Origin of the sequence: Streptomyces pilosus (assembly GCF_014649835.1) — a bacterium.
GTDB classification, from domain to species: domain Bacteria; phylum Actinomycetota; class Actinomycetes; order Streptomycetales; family Streptomycetaceae; genus Streptomyces; species Streptomyces pilosus.
The window spans coordinates 448,308-474,228 of record NZ_BMTU01000004.1 but is presented as its reverse complement, the minus strand read 5'-3'; the positions used below and the strand labels follow the sequence as shown (position 1 = coordinate 474,228).

Here is a 25,921-nt window from a genome sequence, read left to right as displayed (position 1 = left end):
CCCGGACAGCACCGGGGCGGCCGGAGCCGCCCCGGTGCGTCACGGGCGGGTCAGTTGGCGTCCACCAGGTGGTGCGGCGGAACGGTCACCGTACGGGCGCCCTTCTCACCGCCCAGGACCACCTCCCGCAGCGCGCTGTTGTTGCCGTGGTCGGTCTCCTTGAGCCGGTTCTCCGGGTTGGCGAGGACCTGGATGTAGTACGTGCCGTTCGGCAGGTCCGTGATGTCGAAGGACTGGCCGGGCAGGTCCTGGGTGTAGGTGTCACCGGAGCCGACGTCGAGCACCTCGCGGACGGAGATGGAGTTCTCGGAGCCGCACGCGGTGGACAGGTCCGTGTTGCCCGGGTGCCAGGAGGCGTTCTTCACCGTGTAGTCGACCGCGTCGGTGTTGGCGAGGCAGAACGCCTCCTTTCCGGAGCGCACCGTCTCCTTCTGGTCGGCCGACAGCAGCCGGTAACTGGCGAAGTCCAGGAAGTGCCAGTGCTCGTGACCGGGACGCGGGTCCCACTCCATGCCGCCGGTCGGGGTGTACCCGACCTGCTTGCCGTCGGCGTCGTAGAAGTACTGGTAGGCGTCCATCACCTCCTTGCCCGGGGAGCGGAAGCCGTCCACCACGAGCTTGGCCGGACCCGCGTTCCACACGTTGGCGCTGAAGGCGAGGTAGTCCCTGCCGGGCACCTCCTCGTAGCCGTCGCTGACGGTGATGCCGTACGCGGGCAGCGAGCGCAGGTCGGGCTTCGGGACGTCGGGCACGGACGCCTTGCCGGTGGGGCGCTTCGCGTTGGGCAGGGCGCCCGGAGCCTGCCGGGAACCGTCGGTCCTTCCGGGACCGTCACCGGGCTCGGCGGCGGTGAGGGCCTGCCGCCCCAGGGACTTCCGCTTCAGCGCCCACGGCAGGGCGGGCGGAGCCGACGGGTAGGGCCCGTGGCCGGCGTTGAACGAGGGGCCGGCGCCGCTCGTCGCGGCACCGGGGGCCGGGGCGTCGGCCGCGGCGCCGTGCCGGGCGTGCGCGTCGTGCCGCGCGTGACCGCCGTGCTGCGCGTGACCGCCGTGCTGTGCGTGGGCGTCGTGCCCGGAGGTGGTGGACTTCGCCGCACCACGGGCCGCGGAACCGGCGGGGTCCTCCCAACTGCGCTCGCGCACGACGACCTTGACCGTCTGCGGCTTGTCGGCGATGCCGAAGAGCTTGCGGTACTTCTCGGTCACGCCGATCTCGGCGGTGTAGGTGCCGGCGGCCAGCTGGACCGGCTTGGTGTAGTACCCGGCGTAGGTGTTGGACGCCCAGCCGTTCTCGACGCCCCACACCGAGCCCAGGGTGAAGGGGTTCGTCGGGCAGCTCTCGGGATACTTCGAGTTGGCGGGGGCGTCGGGCCGGACCCGCCCGGAGGCGTTGTTCGGGCAGAACGCCTCGGTCGTCTCCAGCACCTTCGCGCCGGCCGCGTCGGTGAGGGTGATCCGCGTGAAGTCCGGCAGTCCGGTGAAGTCCTTCACGAGCCCGGCCGGGAGCGCCTTGGTCCGGGTCTTCTTGCCGTCGCGGAGGATCTGCGCGGCGACGACCGGGTCCTTGTAGGACTTGCGGGTCACCTTGAGTTCCAAGGCGCCGTTCTCGGAGGTGAGGTACGTCCCGAGGTCGAGGTAGACCCCGGGCTCCTCCTTCCACGAGTCGAGCGTGACCGAGGTGGACGCGGCGATCAGGCTGAGTTTCGGCGTCGGCTCCGCGGTCTGCGCGTCGGGCGCGGCGGCGACGACGCCCGCGGTCACGGCGATGGCCGCGGCGATGGCGAGGGAGGGGCGGGTCAGACGGCTGGTGCGGCTCTGCTGGAGTCTGGTCATCAGTCCTCGTGCTTCCGGCTTTCGGGTGCGATGTCGAACCTGGATGAGCCCTGCGACCCCAACTGGCTGACGAGGCCGCTGCGTTCGTTCGGACCGTGAGAGGCGGCGGGCGCCCTCCGGGTTGACTCCACCCGCTCGGACGGCCCCCAGTTTGTCCAAAAAGTGCGCACCGGCAGCCGGAGTTGGCCCATGCCCGCGTCGAGTGGCGCGCGGTACGTGACGCCGGGCGGAACGGAGGGCGCGGACCTCGTCCGGTTCCACTGAACGCATCCAGTTGCACTTTTGGAAACTAGATGCGTACTCTGGTGACGTAACGCAATGGATGGAGGTCGCCCATGGGGCAGGAACCGGACGCCGCAGAGCAGTTGCGGGTCATCGACGAGGCTCCGGCGCTGGCGAAGGCCGGCTCACCGGGCGAACGCGCGCTCGGGGTGCTGTCGGCGGTCGCACTCTTTGCGGTGCTCGCGGTGTCGAGCGTGAACCGCGTTCCCGTACTGCTCGGCTGCGCCGTCCTCGCGGGGGCGCTCGCACTCGTACTGCGCTGGCGGTGGTTCCACCTCAGGGCGCCGGGCCGGAGGCCGCACACCAGGGCCGAGGAGGCCGTGTTCCTCTTCGCGCCGGTGACGCTGGCGATCCCCGGGCTCAAGGTGCTGTGGGACAACCCCGCGGACACCACTGCCGCGTTCGTGTCGGCGGCGGTGCCGGCGGTCGTGCTGGCGGTCTACCTCGTCCTGCGCTGGAGGCGCTAGCGTGACACCGCAGCCGCGCACCCGTCTGTCGACGGTGATGCATTCGCCGAACCGGCTCGCCATTCTCGGTGCGCTCCGCCAGGTGCAGCAGGTCAACTTCTCCGAGTTGCAGGCCGCCTTGGAGCTGTCGACGTCGGAGCTGTCCCGCCAGCTGGGGATCCTGGAGAAGGAAGGTCTCGTGGAGATCGCCAAGTTCCGGGAACGCCGGCACGCGGTCACCAGGGTCCGGCTCTCGCCCTCGGGGCGCGAGCGGTTCGAGGAGTACCTCGGGGAACTGCGCAAGGTCGTGCAGTCGGACCTCGGCCGATGACCCCGTACGCGTGAGCCCGTACGCGTGAGGTGGGAAACGGCCGTCCCGCCCGGACGGGTGGACCGGAGCCCGCTCCGGTCCACCCGTTCACGCTCTCAGGCCACGCGCTGTCGACGGCGTCTCGGCGCGGCGAGCGCGAGGGGGCTCACGCCCACGGCGTGGCGCACCAGATGCCGCTGGCCGCGAGGGTGGCGGCCAGGCCGACGACTCCACCCTTCACGGCTATCTTGACGCCGCGCTTGGCGGCCTCCTTGGTGATCAGACGCGCCGCGTCCGACCACTTCTTCTCGGACAGCTTGTTCATGATGGCCGACGTGGCCCCGCCGAGGCCGCCGAGACCGACAGCCTTGAGCAGGCACTTGCCGTAGCTGTCCTTGCTCTTGGCGGCGGCCGCGCTCATGGTGGGAGTCTTCGTGGCGGACGATGCCGTGCTCCGGTTCTTCAGTTCGGCCTCGACGGCGTTCGCGAACTCGACGCCGAACGACGAGACAGCGGCGGCGCGGTCGAACTGGCCGTCGGCCGTGCGCAGTTCCCCCTCGTGAATCGCCTCGAGGTACTTCGCGAGCTCGTCGATCTGCTGCTGAGGGATTTCCTCCGTGGCGACTGCCGCGGTGCTGGGGGCCGGGCCGGCGGCATGGGCGGTGCCGATGCCGCCGAAGGCGACGGCCGCGGCGCAGACGACGGACACGAGCGCGGTGTGGCGAGACAGCTTCATATCAGGTCCTTGGTCAGGGGATTCGGGCTCAGGCCCGGATGATTCGGCACGGTTCGGTGCCGCGACCGGTCGGCCGCGGCGGCGCGATGCCCCCCGGCATCCCGTGCAAGATCAGATAATCATGATGATCGGCACCGTAACCAGCGCAAGATCAAATTTTGAGCTGAATCTGAGACTATATGTTGACAGTTCATCAAATGTCGGCTCTGGCAGGTGAGATCGGCCGTCCGGCTCGACGTCGCGTCGGACGTGTGCGGCGGACGGTCGCGGACCGGTCGGCTTCGGCGTCCCAGCCGGACAGAACCGCGCCATCTCATACGTAAGTTCACATCTCATGCAGTATGTCCCGGTGTCCGGATACGGTTCCTCGCGGAGCCGGCCATCTGGGAGGGGGACGCTGTGCTCGGTGTGCGGGAGACGGGCGGGGAGCACGGGTGGGAGACGGGGCGGGCACCGGCCGGGTATGTGCGGGGCACGCTCCTGGGGGAGCTGCAGGGTCCGGACGGGGCGCGGGAGGGCTCCGCGGGCCGTGCGGAGGCGGCCCTGCTGCGGGCCGGCACCGCACGCACCTACGAGGCCGGCGAGATCATGCTGCTCGAAGGCGCCGCCGACACGTTCGTGCTCGTGCTCCTCAAGGGCTTCGCCAAGGTGACGACGACCGACGACGACGGGGTCAGCTCCCTGGTGGACATACGAGCCGCCGGTGACGTGACGGGCGAGACCGCGGCGTTCGACAACGAGCCCCGCTCGGCCACGGTCACGGCGGCCGAGCGGGTGTCCGTGCGGCGCGTCTCGCAGCACGAGTGGCTGGCTTGGCTGGCCCGGCACCGGATCGCCGGTACGGCCGTCAGCCGGAGCCTGGCCCATCGCAGCCGCACCGCGGTCCGTCGCCGTACGCAGTTCACGCGTGGTCCCGTCATCGCCCGGCTGTGCCGTGCGGTACTGGACCTGACGGAGCAGTACGGGGTCCCGACACCGGAGGGGACGTCGGTCAGACCGGGGCTGAGCCAGGCCGAGTGGGGCGAGTTCATCGGGGCGCGGGAGCGTCGTGTGCAGCACGCCCTGCGGGAGTTGAGGGCCGCGGGAGCCATCGGCTACGGACGCCGCCGCCTCACCGTCCACTCCGTTCCCGCCCTGCGGAGCATCGCGGGCCTGCCCTGAGCGTGCGGCACGCCCGGCCGGAACGTTTTCCCGGACGGAGTCGCCCCGAACCCGCACTGCGACCGGTTCGCGCGGCCGCCGGGTCGCTTCACTACTGCCAGGAGTACGGGGGAGCGTCGCGCACGGTTCGCCGTATTCGCTGGTGCGCCAACGAGATCACTGAGCGAGCGAAGCCACTGCGAGGCACCGCATGCCGACCATTCCCGTCACCGTGCTCGGCCCGGCCGAGTCCGGCAAGACCGTCTACCTCGCCAGTCTGTTCCGCAGACTGGCCATCCCCCGACCGGACCTGGGGTTCCACGTCCAGCTGCCGCCGGAGCAGTCGACCAGGCTGAACAAGGTCTACCAGCGGATCACCAGCCCCGACGCCTGGCCGGACCCCCAACGTCGTGCGGACATATCGGAGTGGGAGTTCACCTGTTCCGTGCGCACCGCCCGCGACGAGACCTACAGCCCGTTCTCCCTCACCTACCTGGACTACTCCGGTGAGCACCTCACCGAGCCGGACGGCCGGGTGGAAGCCGGGGACCGGGTCCTCGGCCGGATCGAGGAGTCCGAGTTCCTCCTCGTCCTGCTGGACGGGGTCAAGGTGCTGCGCTTCCTGGACGGGGACCTGCGGCTGATGGAGGACCTCGTCGCCGTCTTCAGTCACATGCTCAGGAGCCGGGCCGTCGTGCACTTCGTCATCACCAAGTGGGACGTCCTCGCGGGGGCGGGCCACACGGTGCGGACCGTCCGCGACCGCCTCATGCGGCACCCCGACTTCCGGGACACCGTCGAGACCCTGCTGTCGCTGGACAGGACCAGGACGGTGCGCTTCATTCCCGTCAGCTCCGTGGGGCTCGACTTCGCCGCACTCGCCTCCGACGGCATGACCATGGTCAAGAAGGGAGGATTCCCCGCACCGCTGAACGTGGAGATCCCGTTCATGGCGGTGCTGCTGGACCTCTTCGAGGCCCAGCTGAAGGAGATGGAGCGGCACGCGCCGCCCGAGTCGCAGCAGATCGACCAGCGCGGCCGGCGGCTCGCGTGGGTGCGCATGGTCGCCGACAGGATGCCGCTGGTACGGACGGTCCTGCACACGGCCGCCATGCGGTCGCCCCTGATGCGGCTGGTACGGGACCACATGGCCGACGCGGTGCTCCACTACGTGGAGACACAGGTGGCCGCCTACGGCGAACGGGTCGAACAGGACATCACGCAGCTGCGCGACCACCTGCTGAGGGCCACCTCCGAGAAGGAGGCGCTGAACGGCCTGGTCGACGTGTTCCACGCCAGGCTGACCGCGTTCGAGGCCGAGTACCCGGGCTCACGGATCGTCGAGGGGGAGGCGTCGTGGACGACGGCACGCACGGCATGAAGCACTCGGCGCCCGTACACGTCTGGCCGTTCGCCATCACCCGGTCGGTGAACACCGGCTTCCGCGTCGTGGCCGCCCCGGACTTCCTGGTGGACGCGCACCGGCACGCGCTGCTGCACGACGTGACGGAAGGTGAGCCCACGGAGGACGCGGTCTACCGGCGTGAGTACCGGGGAGCGGGGGCGGTACCGCTGTTCCTGCTGTACCGGATCGTCCACCTGAAGGCCGCCGACGTGGGCCGGGACGGCGAGTACGCGATGAGCGGGCCCCGGCGCACCCCGCTGATCGAGGGCGTCGTCTGCAGGACGCCCTCCGGTCCGCCGGCCACGCGGGAGCTCTTCGACGAAGTGCACCGGCGGTGCGTGGCCGACGTACGGGCGTTCTTCGACGCCGACACGGCCGCACGTCCGGTGACCCCCTGCCCGTCGTTCGAGGCCCCGGAGACCGGGGAGACCCTGCGGATCGAGGACCTCGATCCGTATCCGAAGGCGGTGAGCACACTGCCGCCCTTTCGGGCCCCTCGACCGTCGTGGCTCCGGCGACTCGTCCCGGCCGTGCTGTCCGCTCTCCGGTCGGCTCTCGGTCTGCGCACTGGTCGACAGCCTGCTGGCCGCCGGGGAGCAGCACCGGGAGCAGGTGGAAAGGTGGCTGGATCATCATCTGAACCGCCTGGCGAAGGCGGAAAAGGACCGGGGAGGCGGCTGGCGCGAACCGCCGGAGCGGTCGTGCTGAGCGCCCTGATCGCCTTCCTCGTCAGGAAGCTCAAGTGACCTACGAGGGCGCGCACACCGCGGACGGCATCCGGCTGCTCGTCCAGCTCCTGATGACCGACCTGCGCGGCGTCGATCCCGTCGCCGTCCGGCCGGAAGCCTGGGCCGAGCCCGTGCGCGGCTGGCTGACGGCGGGGGCCGCCCTCGCCGCCGGCGAGCCCAAACGGGCGCTGGCCGCGCTCGACGACCCCGTCCCCGAGGAGACCTACGACGACCTGGTGACACGCGCCCTGCGGACCGCGGCCACCGCCACGGACGTCAACTGGGCGCCCGGGGGCGCGGTCACCTGGGCCCTGCCGCCCGGGGACGAGGCGGCCCTGCTGGGGGCGGTGGGTGGAACCGGTGGCCGTCTGGCCGTCCTCGCCAGGGATCCGGGACTGCGGCTCGCCGCGTTCCTGGCCACCCGTCACCTGCCCGACGTGTTCGTCGCGCGTGCCGTCGTGGAGAACGGACGGATCATCGACGCCCAGCCGTCCGAGGTGGTCGAGGCGGTCGGCGGAGCCGCGGAGGCGGAGGAGGCCCCGCGCTGGTTCGACGAGGTGCCGGTGGAGATCAGCGAGGGTGGCCTCGCCGCCCCGGTCGCCTACCACCTGCTGGTCGCGGGAGACCTGCGGGCACGGGCCGGGGACCGGCGCCGGGGCGAGGCGCTCAGCCGGGAGGCGCTGCGGCTCGTCCCGGGGGACCCGGCCTTCGCCGCGCTGTCGTCGCTGCTGGCGGGCGACGCGGAACTCGGGACGCCCGGAGCGGCGGAACGCCGTCTGCCCGTTCCCGCGGGGCGAAGGACACTCGACCGCGCCACCCGGTACTACGCGACGGCCGACGCCCTGTTCCGCGAGGCCGGAGCGTCCCGCGGCCGGGCGGCGGCCGCGCTGCGCCTGGCCCATGTGGCCCGGCTGCGCCGGCGGCCCGACGACCGTGCCGCGTGCGTGGAGCGGGCACTCACCCTGGCCGCGGCGGCCGGTGACGGGGCGTGCGCGGCACTGCTCCGGGTGCACCGCGTGCTGGACGCCGTGGAGGACGGCCGGCCGCACGCCGGCCCGGACGTGGAGGAGGTCCGCCACTGGGCGGGGACCGCGGGCAGCGGTTCCTGGCTGAGGGGGACGGCCGGCCTGGTCGCCGCGCGGGCCCGCGAATGGACCCGGCACGGGTACGCCGTCCGGGGCCGGGAGGCCGGCGACCTGGCGGCTCGGCTCGCGGAGGCGGTCCCGGCGGCGGGCGCGCGACCGGTCCGTCCCCCGCGCCGCGGGTGGCCCCCGGCCGACGGCCGGCCGCTCGGAGGCGGACCGATGACCGGCTCGCCGGGGACGTACCACGACGCCCGGCACCGCCTGGCCTCCCTCGTCCACGCCGACCTCGCCCTGCGCGGCCGGGAGGGAGAACTGGAGGACGAGATCTGGGCCGCCGGCGGGCCGGGCGCCGCGCGCGGCCGGGTGACGGTCCCGATGGTCAGCAGCTGGCTGTCGACGGTGCTCGCGGCCGAACTGTTCCTCCACGAGGCGGTCGGACTGGGCGACCCGGACCTCGTGGCGGCCGCGCGGCCCCGCCTCGCGCGGGTGATCGATCTCGGCGAGCGGCTGCGGGGCGGAACGGACGCGGGCGCGGCGGCGGAGCGGGTCGTGCGTGAGCACCTCGCGGCGGTGCGCACCGGTCTGCACTCCACCCACGCCGTCGAGATCCTGCACCGGCTGCGCCGCCACCGGGCGGCGGGGCTGCCGGCGGAGGCGGCGGAACACACCGCCCGGGAGGCGGCCGCGCTGGTCGCACGGGGCGCCCCGGCGTCGTCAGCGCGCTGTGCGCTCCTGGTGGAGCTGGGCCGGCTGGAGCAGGCGCGCGCCGAAGCGGACGAGCTGGAGGCCCGGGGGGCGCTCACGGCACTGCAGTCGGCGGCACTCCGGTTACGGCTGCGACAGCCCGAGCGGGCAGCCACGGCGCGACGGCGCACGGGAGTGGACGGCACCGGGCACGGCGGCGGCACCGTGTACGGCGGCGGCACCGGGTACGGAGGTACCCGACTCGACGGCACCGGGCCCAGAGACGCCGGGTACGGCGGTACCGGACCCGACGGCATCGGGCCGGGCGGTACCGGATCCGGCGGCAGCGGACCCGGCAGGCCCTGGGAAGTGCTCGCGGTGGAGGCGGAGGCGGCACTCGCCCTCGGCGACCCGGGGCGCGCCGCCGGACGGGCCGCGGAGGCCATCGGCGTCTTCGAGGAACACCGGTCCCGGATGGGCCGGGACACCCTGCGGGCGGCGTCCGCCGACGACCCGGTGGTGGCCCGCCTCCACCACACGGCCGTGCTGTCCCAGTGGGACCTCCCCGGCGGGCGGGCCCTGGCCTTCGCCACCGTGGAGCGCACCCGTTCCGGCTTCCTCGAAGCCGTGCACACCCTGGACAGCGCCGCCGGACAGCCCGCCGCGCGACGGGCGGTGCGGGGCTGGCTCCAGGCGGAAGCCCGCTGGGCCGCCCGGTTCGAGGAGGCGGCGGACGCCCTGCGTGACGAGGGGACGGGCCGCGCCTCACCGCACCGCCCGGAGCCGGCGGGCGAGGCGGGCACGAGCGGTGCACCGTACGGGCCCCACCTCACCGAGGCGGAACAGGACCTCGGCGCGGCCGAGGACCGGGTGCGCCGGCTCGCCCCGGCCGCCCTCGCCGCCCGATGGGGGCACCGCGCGGTGCCCGACGCCGACGCCGTGGCGCGGGCTCTGCCACCGGACACCGTGCTCCTCCAGTACCACCTGTCCGACGCGGACCTGCTCTGCTGGGCGGTGACCGGCGGCGGGCTGCACGCCGCCCGCCGCCGGTGTCCGGCGGACGACCTGGTGGCCACGGCCCGCCGCTTCCACGCGGCGTGCGCGTCCGGCACCGACGTGACGCGAGCCGGGCGGGTGCTCGCCGACGCCCTGCTCGGTTTCTGCACCCCGCTGCTGTCGCGGCACCACCGGGTCCTGGTCGTGCCGCCCGCCCCGCTGGCCCTGGTGCCCTTCCACGCACTTCCCCTGCGGGACGGCGAGGTCCTCGGCCTGACCCACGACGTCTCCTACCTGCCCGCGGCCTCCCTGCTCACCCGGCCCGGTCACCGCCCGCCCGACCCCGACCCCGACTGGCGGGAGGCGCCGGCGCTGCTGGTCGGCGCCCCCGCCACCGCCCCCGAACGCGGACTCGCCCCTCTGCCCGGCACCCTGACGGAGGTCACCGCCCTCGCCCGGATGCTCCCCCGCCACCGGGTGCTCACCGGGCCGGACGCCGACCGGCGGAGCGTCCTGGCACAGGGCGCCGGCTGTGCCGTACTGCACCTGGCGACCCATGGCGACGTCCGGGAACTGACCCCCTACCTCAGCCGTATGGCGCTCGCCGGACCCGACCACCTCGGCGTCGACGACCTGCTGGGCCCGGACCTCGACCCCGCACTCGTCGTGATGTCCGCCTGCGACACCGGACGCGGCACCGCGACGGCCGGCGGCGACGTACTGGGGCTGACCCGCACGGCCGTGATCAGCGGGGCCCGCCACGCGGTGGTCTCCCTCTGGCCGGTCGACGACATCACCGGATGCCTGGTGATCACACGCATGTACCGGCACCTGACCTCGGCGGACCGCCCGCCGGTGGGCACCGCGCTGGCCCGTGCGCAGCGCGAGGTCCGCGCGGCCTCCCTCGACGAGCGGGAGGAGGAGTACGCCCGGCTCGCCGAGCGGGCGGGACACGCGGCGGACGCCACCGGCCCCCGCACCCGCACCCGGGCCCGTGACAGCGGCCCTCGCACGGTCCCGGAAACGACCGACCCGAACCACCCGAACCACTGGGCGCCCTTCGTCCACGTGGGCCCATGAGCGGCGGACCGGCGTCCCGGACACCCCGGCGCCCCGAGATCCGCCGCGGACAGACGAGGAGACCGACGTGACCAAGCGTGCCCTGCTGATCGGTGCCCAGACCTACGGCCTGAGCGGCGTGGGCCGGGACGTCGCCGTCATGGAACGGCTGCTCGCCGGCCGGGGCTTCACCGACCTGCGCGTCCGCCGGACAGCCGGGGAGACGACCTACGACGGCATGAAGCAGGCGTTGGCGCGACTGGCCGCGGAGACGAAGGAGGGCGACGCGGTCGTCGTCTACTACTCGGGGCACGGCTCACTCCTCCCCGTTCCCCGGGACCTGCGCGAGCGACGGCCCGGCACGCCCGCCCACCTGCAGTACCTGGTGCCCAGCGACCACGACGACAGCACCGCCACCGACTTCCGCGGCTATCTGGCCGAGGAACTCACCGCGGTGCTGCGGCGCCTGACCTCGGTCACCCCGAACGTCACCTGCGTCCTGGACTGCTGCCACTCCGGCGGGATGGCCCGTGCCCCGGGCAGGCGGCGGATCAGGTCCGTCAGGAGCGACGTCCCCGCCGACGCGGGCGTGGCCCGGTCGGCCGGACTCACCACCGCGGTGAGCCTGCCGGACCCGCGGGTCGTGCGGCTCTTCGCCTGCCAGCGGCTGGGCGTCGCCTACGAGGACGAGCGGCAGGGCCTGTTCACCGCCGCGCTGGCGCGGGCCCTGGAGGACTTCCGCTCCCGTCCCGTCCCCTGGTCCGTGCTGATGGCCCGCGTCCGTGACCACGTCGGACTCACGGGGGCGCTCCAACGGCCCGACGCGGGCGGCCCGTCGGGGCGGCTGCCCTTCTCGCTCCGGACACCCGCCTGGTCCGAGCGGTTGCCGCTGCGGGCGGAGGCGGGCGGCCTGCGCGTCACCGGTGGCGCCCTGTTCGGGCTTCGGGCCATGGACCGCGTGCGGCTGGTGTTTCCCGCCGGCGGCACGCGGCCCGAGGGCGAGGCGGAGGCACGGGTCACGGCGGTCGACCTGGCCGACGCCGTCCTGGAGCCGCCGCCCGGCGCCCCCGACGGCCCGCTGCCCCCGGGCTCCTACGCGCTGCCCCTGCGGATCCACACGCGTCAGGCCGTCCACGTCGAGGCGCGCGGTCCGGCCGCCGACGCCGTCCGCAAGCGGCTCGCTTCGTCCCCGAGGCTGGAGGAGACCGGCCGTCGCGGGGAGGCCCTGTGCCGGGTCCGGGCGGAGGAGGGGCGGCTCGAGGTGACCGACGGGGACGGGCGCCCCTACCGCCGTCACCGGGCCGGGCCCGGCCCGGCGGAGACCCCGTCCGAGGCGGCCCGCAGGATCGTCGGGCTGCTGGAGACGGTCGCGCGGGGCGAGCGGTTGCGCCGGCTCGCCCTCGATCCCGGAACGGACGACTTCCCGGCACGGGACCTGGCAGCCCGCGTCGAGGTGGAGACGACACCGCACAGCTTCGACTTCCGTGCGTTCCGGCAGGGCGGGGCGCTGCGGGCGGGGGACCGCTACCGGGTCTCCGTGACCGGCCGCGCCGACGTCCCGCTGTACGTCTGGCTGCTGGGCGTGGGACTGAGCGGCCGTACGTCGCTGGTGACCCACGACCAGCCCGGCGGCGTCGCCATGGAACCGTCGGCCGGGACACCCGGGCTGCTCCACTGGGAATCCGGACCGGTGGACCTGTGGTGGCCGGAGGACGTGCCGGCCGGGGGCGGCGGCCGCCCGGAGAGCGTGCTGCTGCTGGTCGGTGACCGCCAGATGGATCTGAGCCCGCTGGGCGGCACCGCACGCCGCCGAGGCGCGGAGCCCGCCGCGCTGAGCGCGCTGCTGGACGAGGTGTGCGAGGGAGTCAGGGACTCACGCCTGCCGGACGCCGTCGGGGCGCTGCGCTACCGGGTGTTCGGCTGGCACGCCGTCGTCGAGCCGCCGTCCCCGCCCGGGCCGCCCTCGCCGTGAAGCCCGTGGACCGACCGAGACCCGTGGACCGACCGAGAGACGCAGGAAGGGGCCGGCCGATGGACGCCGACGAACCCGCACCGCACGAGGTGCCTCCCGGCACCGTGCCGCACGACCTGCTGGCCACCGCGGACCTGGTGACCGCCGGTGCGCTCAGCCCCAGGGGGCGGCCCCCACGCGCCGGGGTCGCCCTCGGCCGCCCCCTGGCGTACACCCTGCCGCCGGCCCACACGGCCGGTACGACGGTGCTGCTCTGCTTCCCCTTCGACCTGGAGGAACTGCCCGCCGGGTGCGGCTACCGGCAGGTCGGACTGGAGGTCCTCTTCGACGACGAGAACCTGAGAGCGCTGGATCTGCACCCCGGAGCCGGGTGGGCCGGCCCCGACGGAGCGCGCGCCACCGCGTCCGGGATCGGCGGCAACCGGCCGCGCTGGACCTTCCGGGCACGGCACACCGGCGCGACGCTGGCGCCGGACGGCCGCTGGGCCCAGGCCGTCCTCGCCTCGCCGGTCCCGCTCACGGAGATCTCCGGCCGGGTCCGGGTGGGCGGGGTGATCGAGCACCCGCTGCTGAGCGGAACCCGGGCGGAGGGCGAGGTACGGACACGCGACGACGTGCCCTTCCGCCTGTCCCGTGCGGACATCTGGACCGGGGCGCCCCTCGCCCGGCCGACGCCGGGCCCAGCCGCCCTGGCCCTCGCCGGCCTCGGGGAGGCCGGTCCGCCGGACGACCGACTGCCCCCCGGCCGCCGCCACTTGTGCCTGGCGGTCGACATCGAGAGGTACAGCGCCCGCGGCAACGCGGACATGATCCGGGCGCAGCGTGCCCTGCTGCGCGTGGTGCGCGCGGCCTGCGCCCGGGCCGCGGTCGACTGGGACGCCTGCGGCCGCCAGGCCCAGGGGGACGGCTACCTCCTGGTGCTGCCGCCGGACACCGACGACACGCGGGCGGTGCCCCTCCTGCTGGCGGGCCTCACGGAAGCGCTGGCCACGGTGAACCGGGAACCCGGCACCGGCATCCGTATGCGCGCGGCCTTCCACCACGGCATCGTCCACGAGGGGGACAGCGGCTACGCCGGCTCGGCGGTCGTGGAACTCTTCCGCGTGCTGGACTGCGACCCGCTGCGCACGCTGCTGGCCGACGACCCGTCCACCGACCTCGTGGTCGCCTTCCCCGACCGGACGTACCAGGACCTGGTGGTGCACGGGTACGAGGGCCTGTCGCCCGCGGGATTCCTCCGCACGGACGTCAGGGTCAAACAATTCACGGGGGTGGCCTGGATCCGTGCCCAGCGGCCGGTGGGCCGCGCTCTCTCCCTCTCCGAGGAGCCAGTGACGTCGGAGCGTCCGCGCTCGGACTGAGGATGTCGTCCTACCCGGGCGGATGGCCTTCAGGCAGGGGTGTGCGAGAGCCCTGCCGCCCGAGGGGACGGCAGGGCTCTTGCTTTACGCGTGACTGTCAGGCCTCCCTGACGAACCCGGCCCACGCTTCACGTGACACGCGGACGATGGGTCCGGCCACGGCCTTGGAGTCCCGGATGTGCACGACTCCCGTGTTGGCGGCGACCTCGACGCAGTCGCCGCCCTCCGCTCCGCTGTAGCTGCTCTTGAACCAGGCGAGGCCGGACGCGACGGCCGAGGACTCAGCGGTGTTCATAGCTCTCCCAGCAACCTCTCGATGAACTCCAGGGACTCTCGCGGAGTGAGAGCCTGTGATCGGATAATCCCATAACGGGCGGCAGCGAGCGCTGCCTGCTGCGGGTCGGTCTGAAGAGTGCTTGCTCCCTGGGCTTCGGTGTAAGCGAACTTCTTGCCGTCGTCACGCGTGACGACCGTGAACGGCCCGTCCACGCCTGCGCTCTCCTCGCAGTCGAGAGGAATGACCTGAATTTCGACGTTCTGCTTCTGGCCGATGAGCAACAGGTGCTCCAACTGCCCACGAAGCACGTCCGTTCCGCCGAGCCGACGCCGCAATACCGACTCGTCCATCACGAAGCTCAACAGCGGTGCAGACTGCCGGTCGAAGATGTCCTGACGAGCAAGCCGTGCTGCAACCCGCTGCTCGGTCGTCTCCTGGTCCAGAGGCGGCCGTCGCATGGCCAGCACCGCCCTCATGTACTCCTCGGTCTGAAGCAGGCCTTTGACCACCAGCGTGTCGTACGAAAGCAACTCGATGGCCGCCTTCTCCAGGGCTGCCATCCCCTGGAAGAACACCGGATACTGAGCCCGCTCCACCTGCTCCTTCCACACGGTCAGCAATCCGCCCGCGTCCAGGACCTCGTCCGCCCGCTCGATGGTCCTGGGCGACGGGATCCGCCGCCCCTGCTCGTACGACGCGATCGTGGACGCGGAGTATCCGATCCGCCGTCCGAACTCCTCGCGCTCCAGACCCGCCCGCACCCGCAGCGTCTTCATCGTCTGCCCGAACGCGACGACGACAGCCTGTCCGGTCGTGTCCGCCGTCGACCCTTCCGCGTCGTCTGCCGTCACGGCTCCGGCCCCTTCGCCCACATCTTCGTTCATCGCCATCGCCTCCCTGGCTCAACGCCGCCCCGGCTGCCTCGTCACGCCGCACGCCTCGTACCGGCACCGCCGCCGCGCGTACAACGGACCGCGTCGCTGAGTCACCACTGGTCACGCTATGCGACCGGGAGCACCGTTGGCGGCATGACGAACCAACTCCCCAGCACCGTCAGCACCTCCCAGCCCACGACTCCCGCCGATGACTCGGAGCACACCTTCGAGATGCGTTTCACCTCCACCCCACGTGGCGCGCGTCTCGCCCGCCGACTGGCCGCGCACCGGCTGGACACCTGGGGCATCCCGTACGGCACCGGCCCGCACGAGGAGATCGTGCTGGTCCTCGGCGAGTTGACCGCCAACGCCGTACGGCACGGCCAGGTCCCCGGCCGGGACTTCCACCTGCTCCTGCGCGTGTGCGCACCCACGCGTACGGCCAGGATCGAGGTCACCGACACCCGCAGCGAACGCACGCCGCCCGACCCCGCGGAGTTGCACGTCCCCGGTGCGGAGAACACCGGCGGCCGGGGGCTGCTCCTCGTCGCGGGGCTCGCCGCCCGCTGGGGCTGGTACCTACGGCCCGACGGTCCGGGCAAGACAGTGTGGGCGGAGTACGCGTACGGAGCGGAGTGCTCACCGGGCGGCGGCGGGTGCCGGGGTGATGCGGGCGAGGGAGCCGGTTTCCAGTGCCGCCCACACGGCGCCGTCGGGGCCGAGGGCGATGCCGTGCGGCTCCGAGCCGGGCGTGGGCAGGTCGTGCACCGCGATCACGCCTGCGGTGGTGATGGAGCCGACACGGTTGCCGCCCCACTCCGTGAACCACAGTGAACCGTCGGCGCCCGGGGTGATGGCGTGCGGCCGTCCGGCGCGGTCGGGCAGCGGGAACTCCGTGATCCCGCCGTCGGTGGTGACGCGGCCGATGTGACCGGCGGCGATCGCGACGTACCAGAGGGCACCGTCGGGTCCGAGGGTGATGCCGACCGGTGCCGAGCCCGGGGTGGGCAGCGGGTGGACGGTGACGGTGCCGTCGGTCGTGATCCGGCCCACGGCGTCGGCCTGGTTCATGGTGAACCACAGGGCGCCGTCCGGTCCCGCGGTGATCGCGGACGGGAACGTGCCGGTGACCGGGAGCGGGAACTCGGTGACCTCACCGCCGGTGGTGATGCGGCCGATGCGGTCGGCGGTGGTCTCGGTGAACCACAGCGCCCCGTCGGGCCCTGCCGCGATGCCGAACGGTCCGCACCCGGCGGTGGGCAGGGGGTGTTCGGTGACCTCGCCCCCGGTGGTGATGCGGCCGATGCGGTGGGCCCGGTACTCGGTGAACCACAGGGCTCCGTCCGGACCGTCGGTGATGACCGTCGGCCCGCAGTCAGGGTCGAGCCGGTGGCTGTCCGGTTCGCCGCCGGGTACGAGCCGGCCGATCCGGCCACTGTGGACCAGGGTGTACCACAGGGCGCCGTCCGGACCGGTGGTGATCGCGTACGGTCCGCCGCCACCCACCGGGTGTTCCTCGATCGACACGTTCGTCATGCCTTCCCCGGGCCGTGGTCGGCGGCGATGCGGGCGATGTCGGCCGGGGTGCCGGCCATGATGGTGCGGGCGTGTTCCGTGACCAGCTCCGCCGGCCAGTCCCACCAGGCGGCCCTCACAAGCCGGTCGACGTCGGCGTCGTCGAACCGCTGCCGGATCCGGCGGGCCGGGTTGCCGCCGACGACCGTGTAGGGCGGGACGTCCGCGGTGACGACCGCTCCGGCGGCGACGATGGCGCCGTCACCGATGCGTACGCCCGGCATGACGGTGACGCCGTGGCCGAGCCAGACGTCGTTGCCGACGACGGTGTCGCCCCGGCTGGGCATGCCGGTGACGACGTCGAGGGTCCGCTCGGCCCACTCGCCGCCGAACATGGTGAACGGGAAGGTGGACGCGCCCATCGTCGGGTGTTCGGCCCCGGCCATCAGGAACCGGGTGCCCATGGCGATGGCGCAGTACCTGCCGATGACGAGCCGCTCCGGTCCGTAGGCGTAGAGCACGTTGCGGTGCTCGAAGTCGGTGGCGGCTTCGGGGTCGTCGTAGTACGTGTACTCGCCGACGACGATCTTCGGGGAGCGGACCAGGGGTTTGAGGAACACCACCCTGTCGTGGGCCGGCAGCGGGTGAAGGGCCATGGGATCGGGTGTCAACGTCCGGCTCCTGGTGAGGTGGGGTCCGCTCCGTCGTCACCACACTACGGCCGCGCACCGGCGGGCATCATGTGCTTATTTCCGGGCGGCGCCGGTGACGTACGATCGCCTGGCCGGAGCGGGCCCGCGTGCCGGGCCGGCCAAGTCGGGCGGCGTACGGGGGAGTTATGGGCCGCGGCAGGGGATCGGCGGTGGGTGGCGGGGCGTCCGCCCCGGCCGCGGCACCGGACGGCCGAAGCGTGCGTGGTGGCGGGGCGACCGGTCGGTCGGGGCGCGTACTGCCGTCCCCGCCGCTGCGAGGGCCCTTGGGGTGGGGCGCGGTGCCGGCCGCGCTCCTGGTCGCCCTGCTCGGGATCCTGTACGCGGGCGACAGCGAGCCCGGCACGGTGGACGCGCGGGTGTCCGCGGCGGCGGAAGGCGGGGGGCCGTGGTGGCGGAAGGTCGCCCTGGCCGTCGACTTCCTCGGGGAGCCGGTGGGTGCGGCGGTGCTGGTCGGCGCCGCCGTGGCAGGCTGTCTGCTGCTCCGGTGGCCTCGCGCGGCGGTGCTGGCCGTGGCCGGCCCAGGGCTTGCCGTGGCCGCGACGACGCTGCTCAAGCCACTGGTGGGACGCACCATCCACGGCGACGACAACCTGTCCTACCCGAGCGGGCACACCGCCTTCCTCACCGCGTTCGCCCTCACCGCGGCGCTGCTCGTGGCCGGCCGGCTCGGCCTCGGCAGGACGGCCGGCACGGCACTGGTGCTGGGCGCCGCCCTGGCCGCCGGCGCCGCCATGGGCTGGGCGCAGGTGGCCCTGGGCGCGCACTACCCGACCGATGTCCTCGGCGGCTGGTGCACGGCGTCGGCGGTGACACCGGCGGCCGCGTGGCTGGTCGACCGGGTGGTCGACGCCGTTCGGACGAGACCGTCCTGACGTCGCGTCACGCCCGCCGTCTGAACACCGGCTTCACCGGGCGTCCGCCCAGCCACGGTGTCGGGTCACCCGCGTCCAGGGCCTTGCGGTACACCGCGCACGCCTGGGCCACCACGTCGACGGTGTGGTCGATGTCGGCGTCGGTGAGGGCGGCGCTCACCACGAAGGAGGGGGCGAGTACCCCGCCGGTGAGGAGGTGGCGCAGGAACAGGGTGCGGTACTCCTGCGAGGGGCGGCGGGCGTCGTCGAGGGTGGCGAAGACCAGGTTGCTCGCCCGGCCCCGGACGACGACGTGGTCGCCGACGCCCATCGCGGCCGCGGCCTCCCGGACCCCGGCGGCCAGCCGCTCGCCGAGGGCGTGCAGCCGCGCGGTGACGCCCTCCTCGGCGTAGGCGGTCTGCACGGCCATCGCGGCGGCCAGGGAGTGCGTCTCCGCACCGTGCGTGGTGGACAGCAGGAACACCCGCTCCCCGGAGTGGCGCAGCCCCCCGCGCTCCATCAGCTCGCGGCGCCCGGCGAGCGCGGAGACGGCGAACCCGTTGCCCAGCGCCTTGCCGAACGTGGAGAGGTCGGGGACGACGCCGTACAGGCCCTGGGCGCCCGCCTCGGACCAGCGGAAACCGGTGATCATCTCGTCGAAGACCAGCACGCAGCCGTGCCGGTCGGCCAGGGCGCGCAGGCCGGCGAGGTAGCCGGGCGGTGGCTCGGTGTGGGTGGCGGGTTCGAGGATCAGGCACGCGACCTCGCCCTCGTACCGGGTGAGCAGTTCCTCCGTGGCGGCCAGGTCGCCGTAGGGGAAGCGCACGGTGAGGTCGGTGGTCGCCGCCGGGATGCCCGCGGACATCGGGGTGGTGCCGATGAACCAGTCGTCGACGGAGAAGAACGGGTGGTCGGCGCAGAGGGCCACCCGGGGGCGGCCGGTGGCGGCGCGGGCCAGGCGCACCGCGGCGGTGGTGGCGTCGGAGCCGTTCTTCGCGAACTTCACCATCTCGGCGGTCGGCACGGTGGCCAGGAAGCGTTCCGCGGCCTCGGCCTCCAGGAGGGACGGGCGGACGAAGTTGCCGCCGCGGTCCAGTTCGCGCCGCACCGCCTCCAGCACGCGCGGGTGGGCGTGGCCGAGGCTGACCGAGCGCAGGCCGGAGCCGTACTCGACGTAGCGGTTGCCGTCGACGTCCCACACGTGGGCGCCGCGGCCGTGGCTGATGACCGGGGCCAGGTCCTCGGGGTACTGGTCGTCGCCCTTGGCGTAGGTGTGCGCGCCCCCGGGGATCAGGGCGTGCAGGCGTTCGTTCGCCTCCCGCGAGCGGGGCAGGCGGAATTCCTCGGTGGTCACGCCTCAGTTCTCCCTCTGCTTCAGCACCTCGGCGAGGCTCGGCGCCTGCCGGTCCCGCTCGGACATCGAGGTGACCGGCAGCGGCCAGTCGATGGCGAGGTCCGGGTCGTCGAAGGCGATCGTCACGTCCTCGGCCGGGTCGTGCGGCCGGTCGATCCGGTAGGAGGTGTCGGCGGTGTCCGTGAGCGCCTGGAAGCCGTGCGCGCACCCCGCGGGAACGTACAGGGTCGCCTGGGTCTCGCCGGACAGCTCGAACGTGGCCAGGCCCAGATAGGTGGGGGAGTCCGGCCGCAGGTCCACGACGACGTCGAAGATCCTCCCGTACGAGCAGCGAACGAGTTTCGCCTCGCCGGCGCCGGAGCGCAGGTGCAGGCCGCGCAGCACGCCCCGCACCGAGCGGGACAGGCTGTCCTGGACGAAGGCGTCCGGGTCGAGGCCCACCGAGCGGACCACGCCGGCGTCGAAGGTGCGGCAGAAGAAGCCGCGTTCGTCGCCGTGCGGTGTCGGCTCGAACAGGTACGTGCCGGCGATCGCCGGGACTTCGGTCGCCTTCAAGGTGTCTCCCGTACGGCGTGGGTCGGGTCGGTGGCCGGGAACAGGGCCGCCGTCAACGCGGCGAGACGGCGGTCGAGTTCCCCGGTGGTGTCGCGGCCGCGCTCGGCCAGGGTCCGCCGCAGTTCGGCGGAGTGCTTCTCCAGCTCCCGGAACTGCTCCAGCAGCCGGTCGGTGTCGACCTCCCGGGCCGGATGGCAGTACGCCTCCAGGCCCATGCGGGACATGAGGGCGTCGCTCTTCGCCGCGTAACTCAGGGCGAGCGTCGGCGTTCCGGCCCTCAGGGCGCAGACCAGGTTGTGATAGCGGGTCGCCACCACGGTGTCGGCGGCCGCCGCCTCCCGCATCAGCTCGGTCAGCGAGGTCGCTTCGGCGGCGGTGACCAGCGGTGAGTCCACCGCGTCGAGAATCGCTTCGACGACGCGCGCGTCGCAGGCGTCGCCGGTGAGCAGCCGGACCGGTCTGCCCTCCTCGACCAGCGTGCGCACGAACCGGGTGGTCCCGTCGAGGTAGCGCCGGTGGATCTCCCCGGCGCGGGCGCGGTCGTCGTCGCCGCCGTGGAAGTCCATGACGCCGACGCAGACCAGACCCGGCCGCCGGCCCTCCCCGGCCGGCGGAGCCGGCAGGGCGAACGCGAGGTCGGGGTGGACCGCGTCGCGCGTGGTGTCCACACCCATCGCCCGCATCGCGTCACGGGACAGGGTGTCCCGGTACGACCGCTGGGCGGCGAGCCGCGCCGACCAGCGCACCAGGGCCCGGGTGGGCCGGCTGCCGATGGGGGCCGCCCCGACACCGACCAGCGCCACCTTCGTGCCCAGCACCCTGCCGCTCGCGCAGAGCAGGAACAGCGCGTACGGGAAGCCCCAGGGCCGCAGCGGCAGCGTGGCCTCCAGGACGCCCATGCCCGGCACGATCACCACGTCGTGCCGGCGCACCCAGGCGGCGGTGCGGACCGCGTCGACGAGCTTGCCCAGTCCCTTGCCCGCGATCGCGCCCGCCCGCGACGCGGTCCGGTACTCCCCGCGGTACCAGTGCAGCCGTGTCGCGGGGATGCCGTACCGGGCGGTGACGACCTCGGGCCCGCCGCACAGCGCGTCCACGACCGCCTCGGGCCGGGTGCGCCGGAGGTGGCCGAGCACGGCCTCCAGCGACCCGTCGTTGCCGAGGTTGCCGGAGCCGAGCAGGCCGAACACCCCGACGCGCACCTGTTTCACGCCCGCCGTCCTTCCCGGCCGGCGACGAGCGCGTCGACGGAGACGGTGAGCCGGTCCGGGTCGACCGGGGCCCGGTCCTCGACCCGTTCACCGGAGCCCGGCCGGGCCCGGGAGGTCATCCAGGCGGCCAGGTGGCGGTAGCAGGCGCGCCGGTCGGCCGGGGACAGCGGCGCCCGCCGGATCGCCGAGACGAAGCCCCACACGTACTCGGCGAGCAGCCGGGGCGTCGGGTGCAGCGGCCCGGCCCGGCGCGGGTCCAGGTTGACGCACCGGGAGCGCTTGGAGGGGTTCGCCCGCTCGGCGCGGGTGGGGTGGTCGCGGCGGAAGTACAGCAGCTCCGGCACCTGGTGGAAGGGCCCGTGCAGGGTGATCTCGGCGACGAACGTGCGGTCCGCGTGGTGGTAGCTGTCGTGCGGCTTCACCCGGCGCAGCACGTCGGCCCGCATCACGCCGTAGAAGTCGTCGCCGCCGGGCTCGAACAGCAGGCTGCGGAAGCGTTCCGGCGCGTGCGGGGAGTCGGTGGCGAGCCCGTACGCGTAGGGGACCTTCACCTTGCCGTCGCCGTCGATGACCGCCTGGCCGCTGTGCGCGAGGATCACCTCCGGCCGCTCGTCCAGCGCCTCGACGCAGGCCCTCAGCAGGTCCCGGGCGTACAGGTCGTCGTGGGAGGCCCACTTGAACAGCTCGCCCCGGCACTCGGTGAACACGTGATTGTGGTTCGGGGCGGCGCCGATGTTGCGGGTCAGCCGGAGGTAGCGGATGCGGGAGTCCTTCGCCGCGTACCGGCGGCAGATGTCCCGGGTGCCGTCCGTCGAGGCGTTGTCGGAGACGACCAGTTCGAAATCCTCGTAGGTCTGTCCGAGCAGCGCGTCGAACGCCTCGGCGAGGTACTCCTCGCCGTTGTACACGGGCAGGCCGATGCTCAGCCTGGGTTGCGCGGTCATGAGGTCCTCACTTCACGGATGGTCTTCTGGTGGTGCTCGCGCAGGGCGGACCGCAGGTGCAGCCACCACACGGCCGAAGCGCACCCGGTCGCGGCGGCGACGCCCCAGGCGGAGCCGGCCGTGCCGGCCAGGACCGCCCCGCCGAGCCCGCCGGCGACGTAGCAGGCGGAGGCGAACAGCTGGCTGCGCAGGCTGCGCCGGGCCGCCCCGAGCGCGCGCAGGCCGGCCGCCGCGCCGGTGCCCAGGCCCGCGCCCGCGACGCCGAGCGTGACGGGCACGACGAGGGCGGCGGCCGCACCCCAGACGCCGCCGAGCACCAGTTCGCCGAGCCGGTCCGGCACCAGCAGCAGCGCCCCGCCCCACAGCAGCGCGGCGACGGCCTGCCCGCCGCCGAGGAGCAGGCAGAACGCGCCGAGCCGGTGCGGGGCCCGCCGCAGCACCCGGGCCGCCTCCGCGACGGTGACCAGCGACAGGCCCATCAGCAGGGCGAGGAACGGGCCGAGCAGCAGTTCCGCCCCCCGGATCACCCCCACCGCGCCGACCCCGACGATCGCGCCGAGCCCGTACGCCCGCAGCTGGCTCGCGCCGCTGTTGCTGACGTTCTCGACCAGGTAGCGGTAGCCGAGGTCGCGGTGCTCGCGCACCCACGTGCGCGCGCCCGACGGGCGGGGCCGGATGCCGGACTGGACACAGCCGTACGCCGCGGCCACGGCGGCGGACCCGCCCCAGGCGAGCACGAAGGCGGACACGCTGCCCACCCGGGCCGCCACCACCAGGGCCGGGACGAGCGCCACCCCCCACACGACGTCGTTGACGAACGCCTTGCGTCCGGCGCCGGCGGCGAAGAACGCGAACCGCCAGGCGTCCTGGAGCAGCAGCCCCGGCAGGACGACGCCGAGGCAGGCGAACGCGGTGCCCACCGGGCCGCCGGCGGCGAGACCGACCGCCACGGACGCCGCGCCGAGGGCGGCGCCGACACCGAGCGCGACCCCCGACGACCGGGCCACCGCCCCGCGCCAGGACGCCTCCGGCACCCCGCTGAAGCGCACCACCAGCGGGTCGGTGGCCACCCCGCGCGAGACGTTGAGCACCACGCCGTAGGTCACCCAGGCGAGGCTGAACACGCCGAACGCGGTCACCCCCAGCGAGCGGGCCACGTAGACGCCCACCACGAAGTTGCTCACGCTGGAGGCCGCCTGGTCGGCCAGTCCCCAGGACAGCCGGCCGACGACGGCCCGCCTCGCCGACGCCGCCCGCGGCCTCGTCCTCTCCCCCTCGGTGGTCATCGGCGTCATGCCTTGAGCAGCCCGGCACCGTGCAGGGCGTCGGCGGCGGCCGCGACGGTGTCGAACGGCAGCCCGGACCGCTCGGCGACGTCCAGCAGGCCGTGCTCCCCGTCGGACAGGCTCAGCACCCAGAGCATCGCCATCTGCGCCTGCTTCGCGTCGCTGCGCCCCCCGAGCGATTCGTACAGCCCGCGCCGGCCCAACTGCGGCTCCCCGTACGGGCTGAGGTTGACGTACCGCCGGTTGCGGTCGAGGACGCCGAACGCCTCGCGGCACACCGCGAGGGTGTCCGCCATCGCCTCCGGGGAGACGAAGTCCGGGTCGTCCGCCGAGGTGTGGTACTCGGGGTACCCGGCGTACGGGGTCCGGCTGAGCGAGCCCACGCCGAGGTCGAACCCGGGGGAGCAGTACTGCCGCTCGTCGTAGCCGTACGGGGTGAACTCGGTGACGCGGTGCGGGCGTCCGGAGGCGGCCAGCACGTACCGCAGCACCCGGTCGATCTCCGCGTCGCCGCGCCTGCTCCGCTTGTACGTCAGCTCACCCCGGTCGCCGGCGCAGGCCAGCACCAGACCGTGCCTGACCCGCTCCACCCGCTCGGCGTTGCGGGCCAGCCAGGTGATCGCCCCGATGGTGCCGGGGGCGAAGACGAACCGGTAGGTGTAGTGCGGCTGCCGCTCCGCGAGCGCCCGGGCCAGGAAGACCGCCACCGCGATCCCGGCCAGGTTGTCGTTGGCCAGCGACGGGTGGCAGACGTGGCAGGAGACGATCACCTCGTCGGTCACCCGTCCGGGGACCACGTGCTCGGCGTAGGTGAGGTGGCCGTCGGCGAGCGTCGAGTCGATCCGCACCTCGTAGTCGCCGTCCGGCATCGCGTCCAGGGTCTCCTGCGCCAGGCAGAACCCCCACTCCGGCGTGTAGTAGCTGGTGCGGTACGGCACCCAGGACGGGTGGTCCGGCAGGGTGTGCAGGTGCGGGCGCAGCTCGGCCAGCGGCATGGTCGCCGACACCGGCACGCTGTAGCCGAGGACGTGCAGGCTGGACGCGGCGAAGTCGACGACCCGCCGGCCGGAGGCGTCGGCGACGTACGCGTCGCGGATGTTCCACTCCTGCGGCACCGTCCAGTCGAGGACCTCGGTCCCCGTCGGCACCTCGTGCACCTCCAGCGGGACGTACTCACCGACGATGTCCAGGGTGGCGCGCACCCCGTCGCCGGTGATGCTCCGGCACAGCGGGTACAGCCGCCGCACCAGCGCGTGCATCTCCTCGCCGACCTCGCTCACCGGCGCCACCGCAGGGTGTCGCCGACGGTCCCCGCGTCGGACTGCGCGCGCAGCACGGCGAGGCGGGTGAAGCGCTGCTCGAAGTCGTCCTGGGTCAGCCCGTGCGCGCGGTAGGCGTCGGCGAGTTCCAGCGCGCCCCGCCGCACGGACCACTCGCAGGCGAAGCCGGGCACCGCGGCCCGGAAGCGGGAGAAGTCCACCCGGTAGGAGCGCGGGTCGGCACCGGTCTCCCCGGTGATCACCACCTTGGAGCCGGACACCGCCTCGGCGACCTGCCCGGCGATCTCCGCGACCGTGACGTTGTTGTCCTCGGTGCCGATGTTGAAGGCCCGGTCGTGCACCGCCACCCGCGGCGCGGTCAGCGCGGCGGTGAAGGCGCGCGCGATGTCGGCGGCGTGCACCAGCGGACGCCAGGGGGTGCCGTCGGAGAGCACGAGCACCTCCCCGGACAGCAGGGCGTGGCCCACCAGGTTGTTCAGCACGATGTCGGCGCGCAGCCGGGGGGAGAACCCGAACGCGGTGGCGTTGCGCAGGTACACCGGGCTGAAGTCGCCGTCGGCCAGCGCGCGCAGGTCGTCCTCCACCCGCACCTTGGACTCCGCGTACGGCGTCACCGGGCGCAGCGGGGCGTCCTCGCCCACCAGGTCGTCACCGCCGGCGGCCCCGTACACCGAGCAGGTCGACGCGTACAGGAAACGCTGGACCCCCGCGTCGCGGGCCAGCCGGGCCAGCCGCACCGAGGCGTGGTGGTTGATGTCGTAGGTGAGTTCCGGCGCCAGCGAGCCCAGCGGGTCGTTGGACAGCGCGGCCAGGTGGATCACGGCGTCCACCCCGGCCACGTGCTCGGCCGTGACGTCCCGCAGGTCCACGCGGTGTCCCGCCGGGTCGGCGGGCGCCGGGCCGAGGACGCAGTCGGCGAACAGGCCGGCGTCCAGGCCGACGACCTCGTGGCCGGCGGCCGTGAGGACCGGGGCCATCACGGTGCCCAAATACCCCTGGTGTCCGGTCAGCAGTACGCGCACGT

The 25,921-nt window shown here is 73.7% G+C and carries 22 protein-coding genes and 1 pseudogene; 10 read left to right on the top strand and 13 right to left on the bottom strand.

Features of this window, described 5'->3' with window-relative positions:
• Positions 1-50: 50 nt before the first annotated feature.
• A complete protein-coding gene (locus IE118_RS13170; protein WP_189557992.1) occupies positions 51-1,832 on the bottom strand; it encodes a lysyl oxidase family protein in 1,782 nt (593 codons plus the stop codon).
• A 335-nt stretch (positions 1,833-2,167) separates the two neighbouring features.
• Between IE118_RS13170 and IE118_RS13165 the strand changes: the two genes are divergently transcribed.
• Together IE118_RS13165 and IE118_RS13160 are read left to right on the top strand one after the other, a co-directional pair.
• Complete coding sequence (locus tag IE118_RS13165; RefSeq protein ID WP_229846791.1) at positions 2,168-2,581, top strand: hypothetical protein; 414 nt, start codon at positions 2,168-2,170, stop codon at positions 2,579-2,581.
• A gap of 1 nt (position 2,582) precedes the next feature.
• On the top strand, positions 2,583-2,891 hold the full coding sequence (locus IE118_RS13160) for a transcriptional regulator (RefSeq protein ID WP_229846790.1): 309 nt from the start codon (positions 2,583-2,585) through the stop codon (positions 2,889-2,891).
• Positions 2,892-3,036: 145 nt separating this feature from the next.
• Here IE118_RS13160 and IE118_RS13155 read toward each other — a convergent pair whose 3' ends face one another.
• Positions 3,037-3,606: a hypothetical protein gene (locus tag IE118_RS13155; protein WP_189557991.1), complete on the bottom strand. Its 570-nt coding sequence runs from the start codon at positions 3,604-3,606 to the stop codon at positions 3,037-3,039.
• A 399-nt stretch (positions 3,607-4,005) separates the two neighbouring features.
• On the opposite strand from IE118_RS13155, the gene IE118_RS13150 reads away from it, so the two are divergent.
• From IE118_RS13150 to IE118_RS13125, 6 genes are all read left to right on the top strand, one after another.
• Complete coding sequence (locus tag IE118_RS13150) at positions 4,006-4,767, top strand: Crp/Fnr family transcriptional regulator (RefSeq protein WP_189557990.1); 762 nt, start codon at positions 4,006-4,008, stop codon at positions 4,765-4,767.
• Between the two features lie 190 nt (positions 4,768-4,957).
• Entirely contained in the window at positions 4,958-6,127 is a 1,170-nt protein-coding gene (locus tag IE118_RS13145) for a TRAFAC clade GTPase domain-containing protein (RefSeq protein WP_189557989.1), read from the top strand.
• On the top strand, positions 6,103-6,897 hold the full coding sequence (locus IE118_RS13140; protein WP_189557988.1) for a hypothetical protein: 795 nt from the start codon (positions 6,103-6,105) through the stop codon (positions 6,895-6,897). The genes IE118_RS13145 and IE118_RS13140 overlap by 25 nt, the downstream gene beginning before the upstream one ends.
• Positions 6,894-10,724 carry a CHAT domain-containing protein gene (locus IE118_RS13135; RefSeq protein WP_189557987.1) on the top strand — a complete coding sequence of 1,277 codons (3,831 nt, stop codon included), beginning with the start codon at positions 6,894-6,896 and terminating at the stop codon, positions 10,722-10,724. The genes IE118_RS13140 and IE118_RS13135 overlap by 4 nt, the downstream gene beginning before the upstream one ends.
• Before the next feature lie 67 nt (positions 10,725-10,791).
• Complete coding sequence (locus IE118_RS13130; RefSeq protein WP_189557986.1) at positions 10,792-12,675, top strand: caspase family protein; 1,884 nt, start codon at positions 10,792-10,794, stop codon at positions 12,673-12,675.
• Between the two features lie 59 nt (positions 12,676-12,734).
• On the top strand, positions 12,735-14,036 hold the full coding sequence (locus tag IE118_RS13125; protein ID WP_189557985.1) for a nucleotidyl cyclase domain-containing protein: 1,302 nt from the start codon (positions 12,735-12,737) through the stop codon (positions 14,034-14,036).
• Between the two features lie 97 nt (positions 14,037-14,133).
• On the opposite strand, the gene IE118_RS13120 is transcribed toward IE118_RS13125, so the two are convergent.
• Both IE118_RS13120 and IE118_RS13115 read right to left on the bottom strand, forming a co-directional pair.
• Positions 14,134-14,331, bottom strand: coding sequence for a DUF397 domain-containing protein (locus IE118_RS13120; protein ID WP_189557984.1), 198 nt, complete (start codon positions 14,329-14,331; stop codon positions 14,134-14,136).
• Complete coding sequence (locus IE118_RS13115; protein ID WP_189557983.1) at positions 14,328-15,203, bottom strand: helix-turn-helix domain-containing protein; 876 nt, start codon at positions 15,201-15,203, stop codon at positions 14,328-14,330. The genes IE118_RS13120 and IE118_RS13115 overlap by 4 nt, the downstream gene beginning before the upstream one ends.
• A 138-nt stretch (positions 15,204-15,341) precedes the next feature.
• Here IE118_RS13115 and IE118_RS13110 point away from each other — a divergent pair.
• Positions 15,342-15,806, top strand: a pseudogene (locus IE118_RS13110) (ATP-binding protein); the annotation flags it as partial.
• A 21-nt stretch (positions 15,807-15,827) separates the two neighbouring features.
• Here the strand turns inward: IE118_RS13110 and IE118_RS13105 are convergent.
• Complete coding sequence (locus IE118_RS13105; protein ID WP_189557982.1) at positions 15,828-16,724, bottom strand: Vgb family protein; 897 nt, start codon at positions 16,722-16,724, stop codon at positions 15,828-15,830.
• On the bottom strand, positions 16,721-17,359 hold the full coding sequence (locus tag IE118_RS13100; protein ID WP_221345291.1) for a CatB-related O-acetyltransferase: 639 nt from the start codon (positions 17,357-17,359) through the stop codon (positions 16,721-16,723). Before IE118_RS13100 ends, IE118_RS13105 begins: the two co-directional genes overlap by 4 nt.
• Before the next feature lie 335 nt (positions 17,360-17,694).
• Here IE118_RS13100 and IE118_RS13095 point away from each other — a divergent pair, with 335 nt between their 5' ends.
• Positions 17,695-18,288: a phosphatase PAP2 family protein gene (locus IE118_RS13095; RefSeq protein WP_373298291.1), complete on the top strand. Its 594-nt coding sequence runs from the start codon at positions 17,695-17,697 to the stop codon at positions 18,286-18,288.
• Between the two features lie 7 nt (positions 18,289-18,295).
• Here IE118_RS13095 and IE118_RS13090 read toward each other — a convergent pair whose 3' ends face one another.
• Genes IE118_RS13090 through IE118_RS13060 form a run of 7 tightly spaced genes read right to left on the bottom strand, consistent with a single transcriptional unit; the run spans position 18,296 to position 25,919 of the window.
• A complete protein-coding gene (locus IE118_RS13090) occupies positions 18,296-19,621 on the bottom strand; it encodes a glutamate-1-semialdehyde 2,1-aminomutase (RefSeq protein WP_189557979.1) in 1,326 nt (441 codons plus the stop codon).
• 3 nt (positions 19,622-19,624) lie between these two features.
• On the bottom strand, positions 19,625-20,176 hold the full coding sequence (gene rfbC / locus IE118_RS13085) for a dTDP-4-dehydrorhamnose 3,5-epimerase (RefSeq protein ID WP_189557978.1): 552 nt from the start codon (positions 20,174-20,176) through the stop codon (positions 19,625-19,627).
• Entirely contained in the window at positions 20,173-21,387 is a 1,215-nt protein-coding gene (locus IE118_RS13080; protein WP_189557977.1) for a polysaccharide pyruvyl transferase family protein, read from the bottom strand. Before IE118_RS13080 ends, rfbC begins: the two co-directional genes overlap by 4 nt.
• The gene (locus IE118_RS13075; protein ID WP_189557976.1) at positions 21,384-22,331 is read right to left on the bottom strand and encodes a glycosyltransferase family 2 protein; all 948 of its coding nucleotides are present in this window, start codon (positions 22,329-22,331) and stop codon (positions 21,384-21,386) included. The genes IE118_RS13080 and IE118_RS13075 overlap by 4 nt, the downstream gene beginning before the upstream one ends.
• On the bottom strand, positions 22,328-23,617 hold the full coding sequence (locus IE118_RS13070; protein WP_373298314.1) for an MATE family efflux transporter: 1,290 nt from the start codon (positions 23,615-23,617) through the stop codon (positions 22,328-22,330). Before IE118_RS13070 ends, IE118_RS13075 begins: the two co-directional genes overlap by 4 nt.
• Before the next feature lie 5 nt (positions 23,618-23,622).
• The gene (locus tag IE118_RS13065) at positions 23,623-24,906 is read right to left on the bottom strand and encodes a DUF4910 domain-containing protein (RefSeq protein ID WP_189557974.1); all 1,284 of its coding nucleotides are present in this window, start codon (positions 24,904-24,906) and stop codon (positions 23,623-23,625) included.
• Positions 24,894-25,919, bottom strand: a complete 1,026-nt coding sequence (locus tag IE118_RS13060; RefSeq protein ID WP_189557973.1) for an NAD-dependent epimerase/dehydratase family protein — start codon at positions 25,917-25,919, stop codon at positions 24,894-24,896. Before IE118_RS13060 ends, IE118_RS13065 begins: the two co-directional genes overlap by 13 nt.
• Positions 25,920-25,921 lie beyond the last annotated feature (2 nt).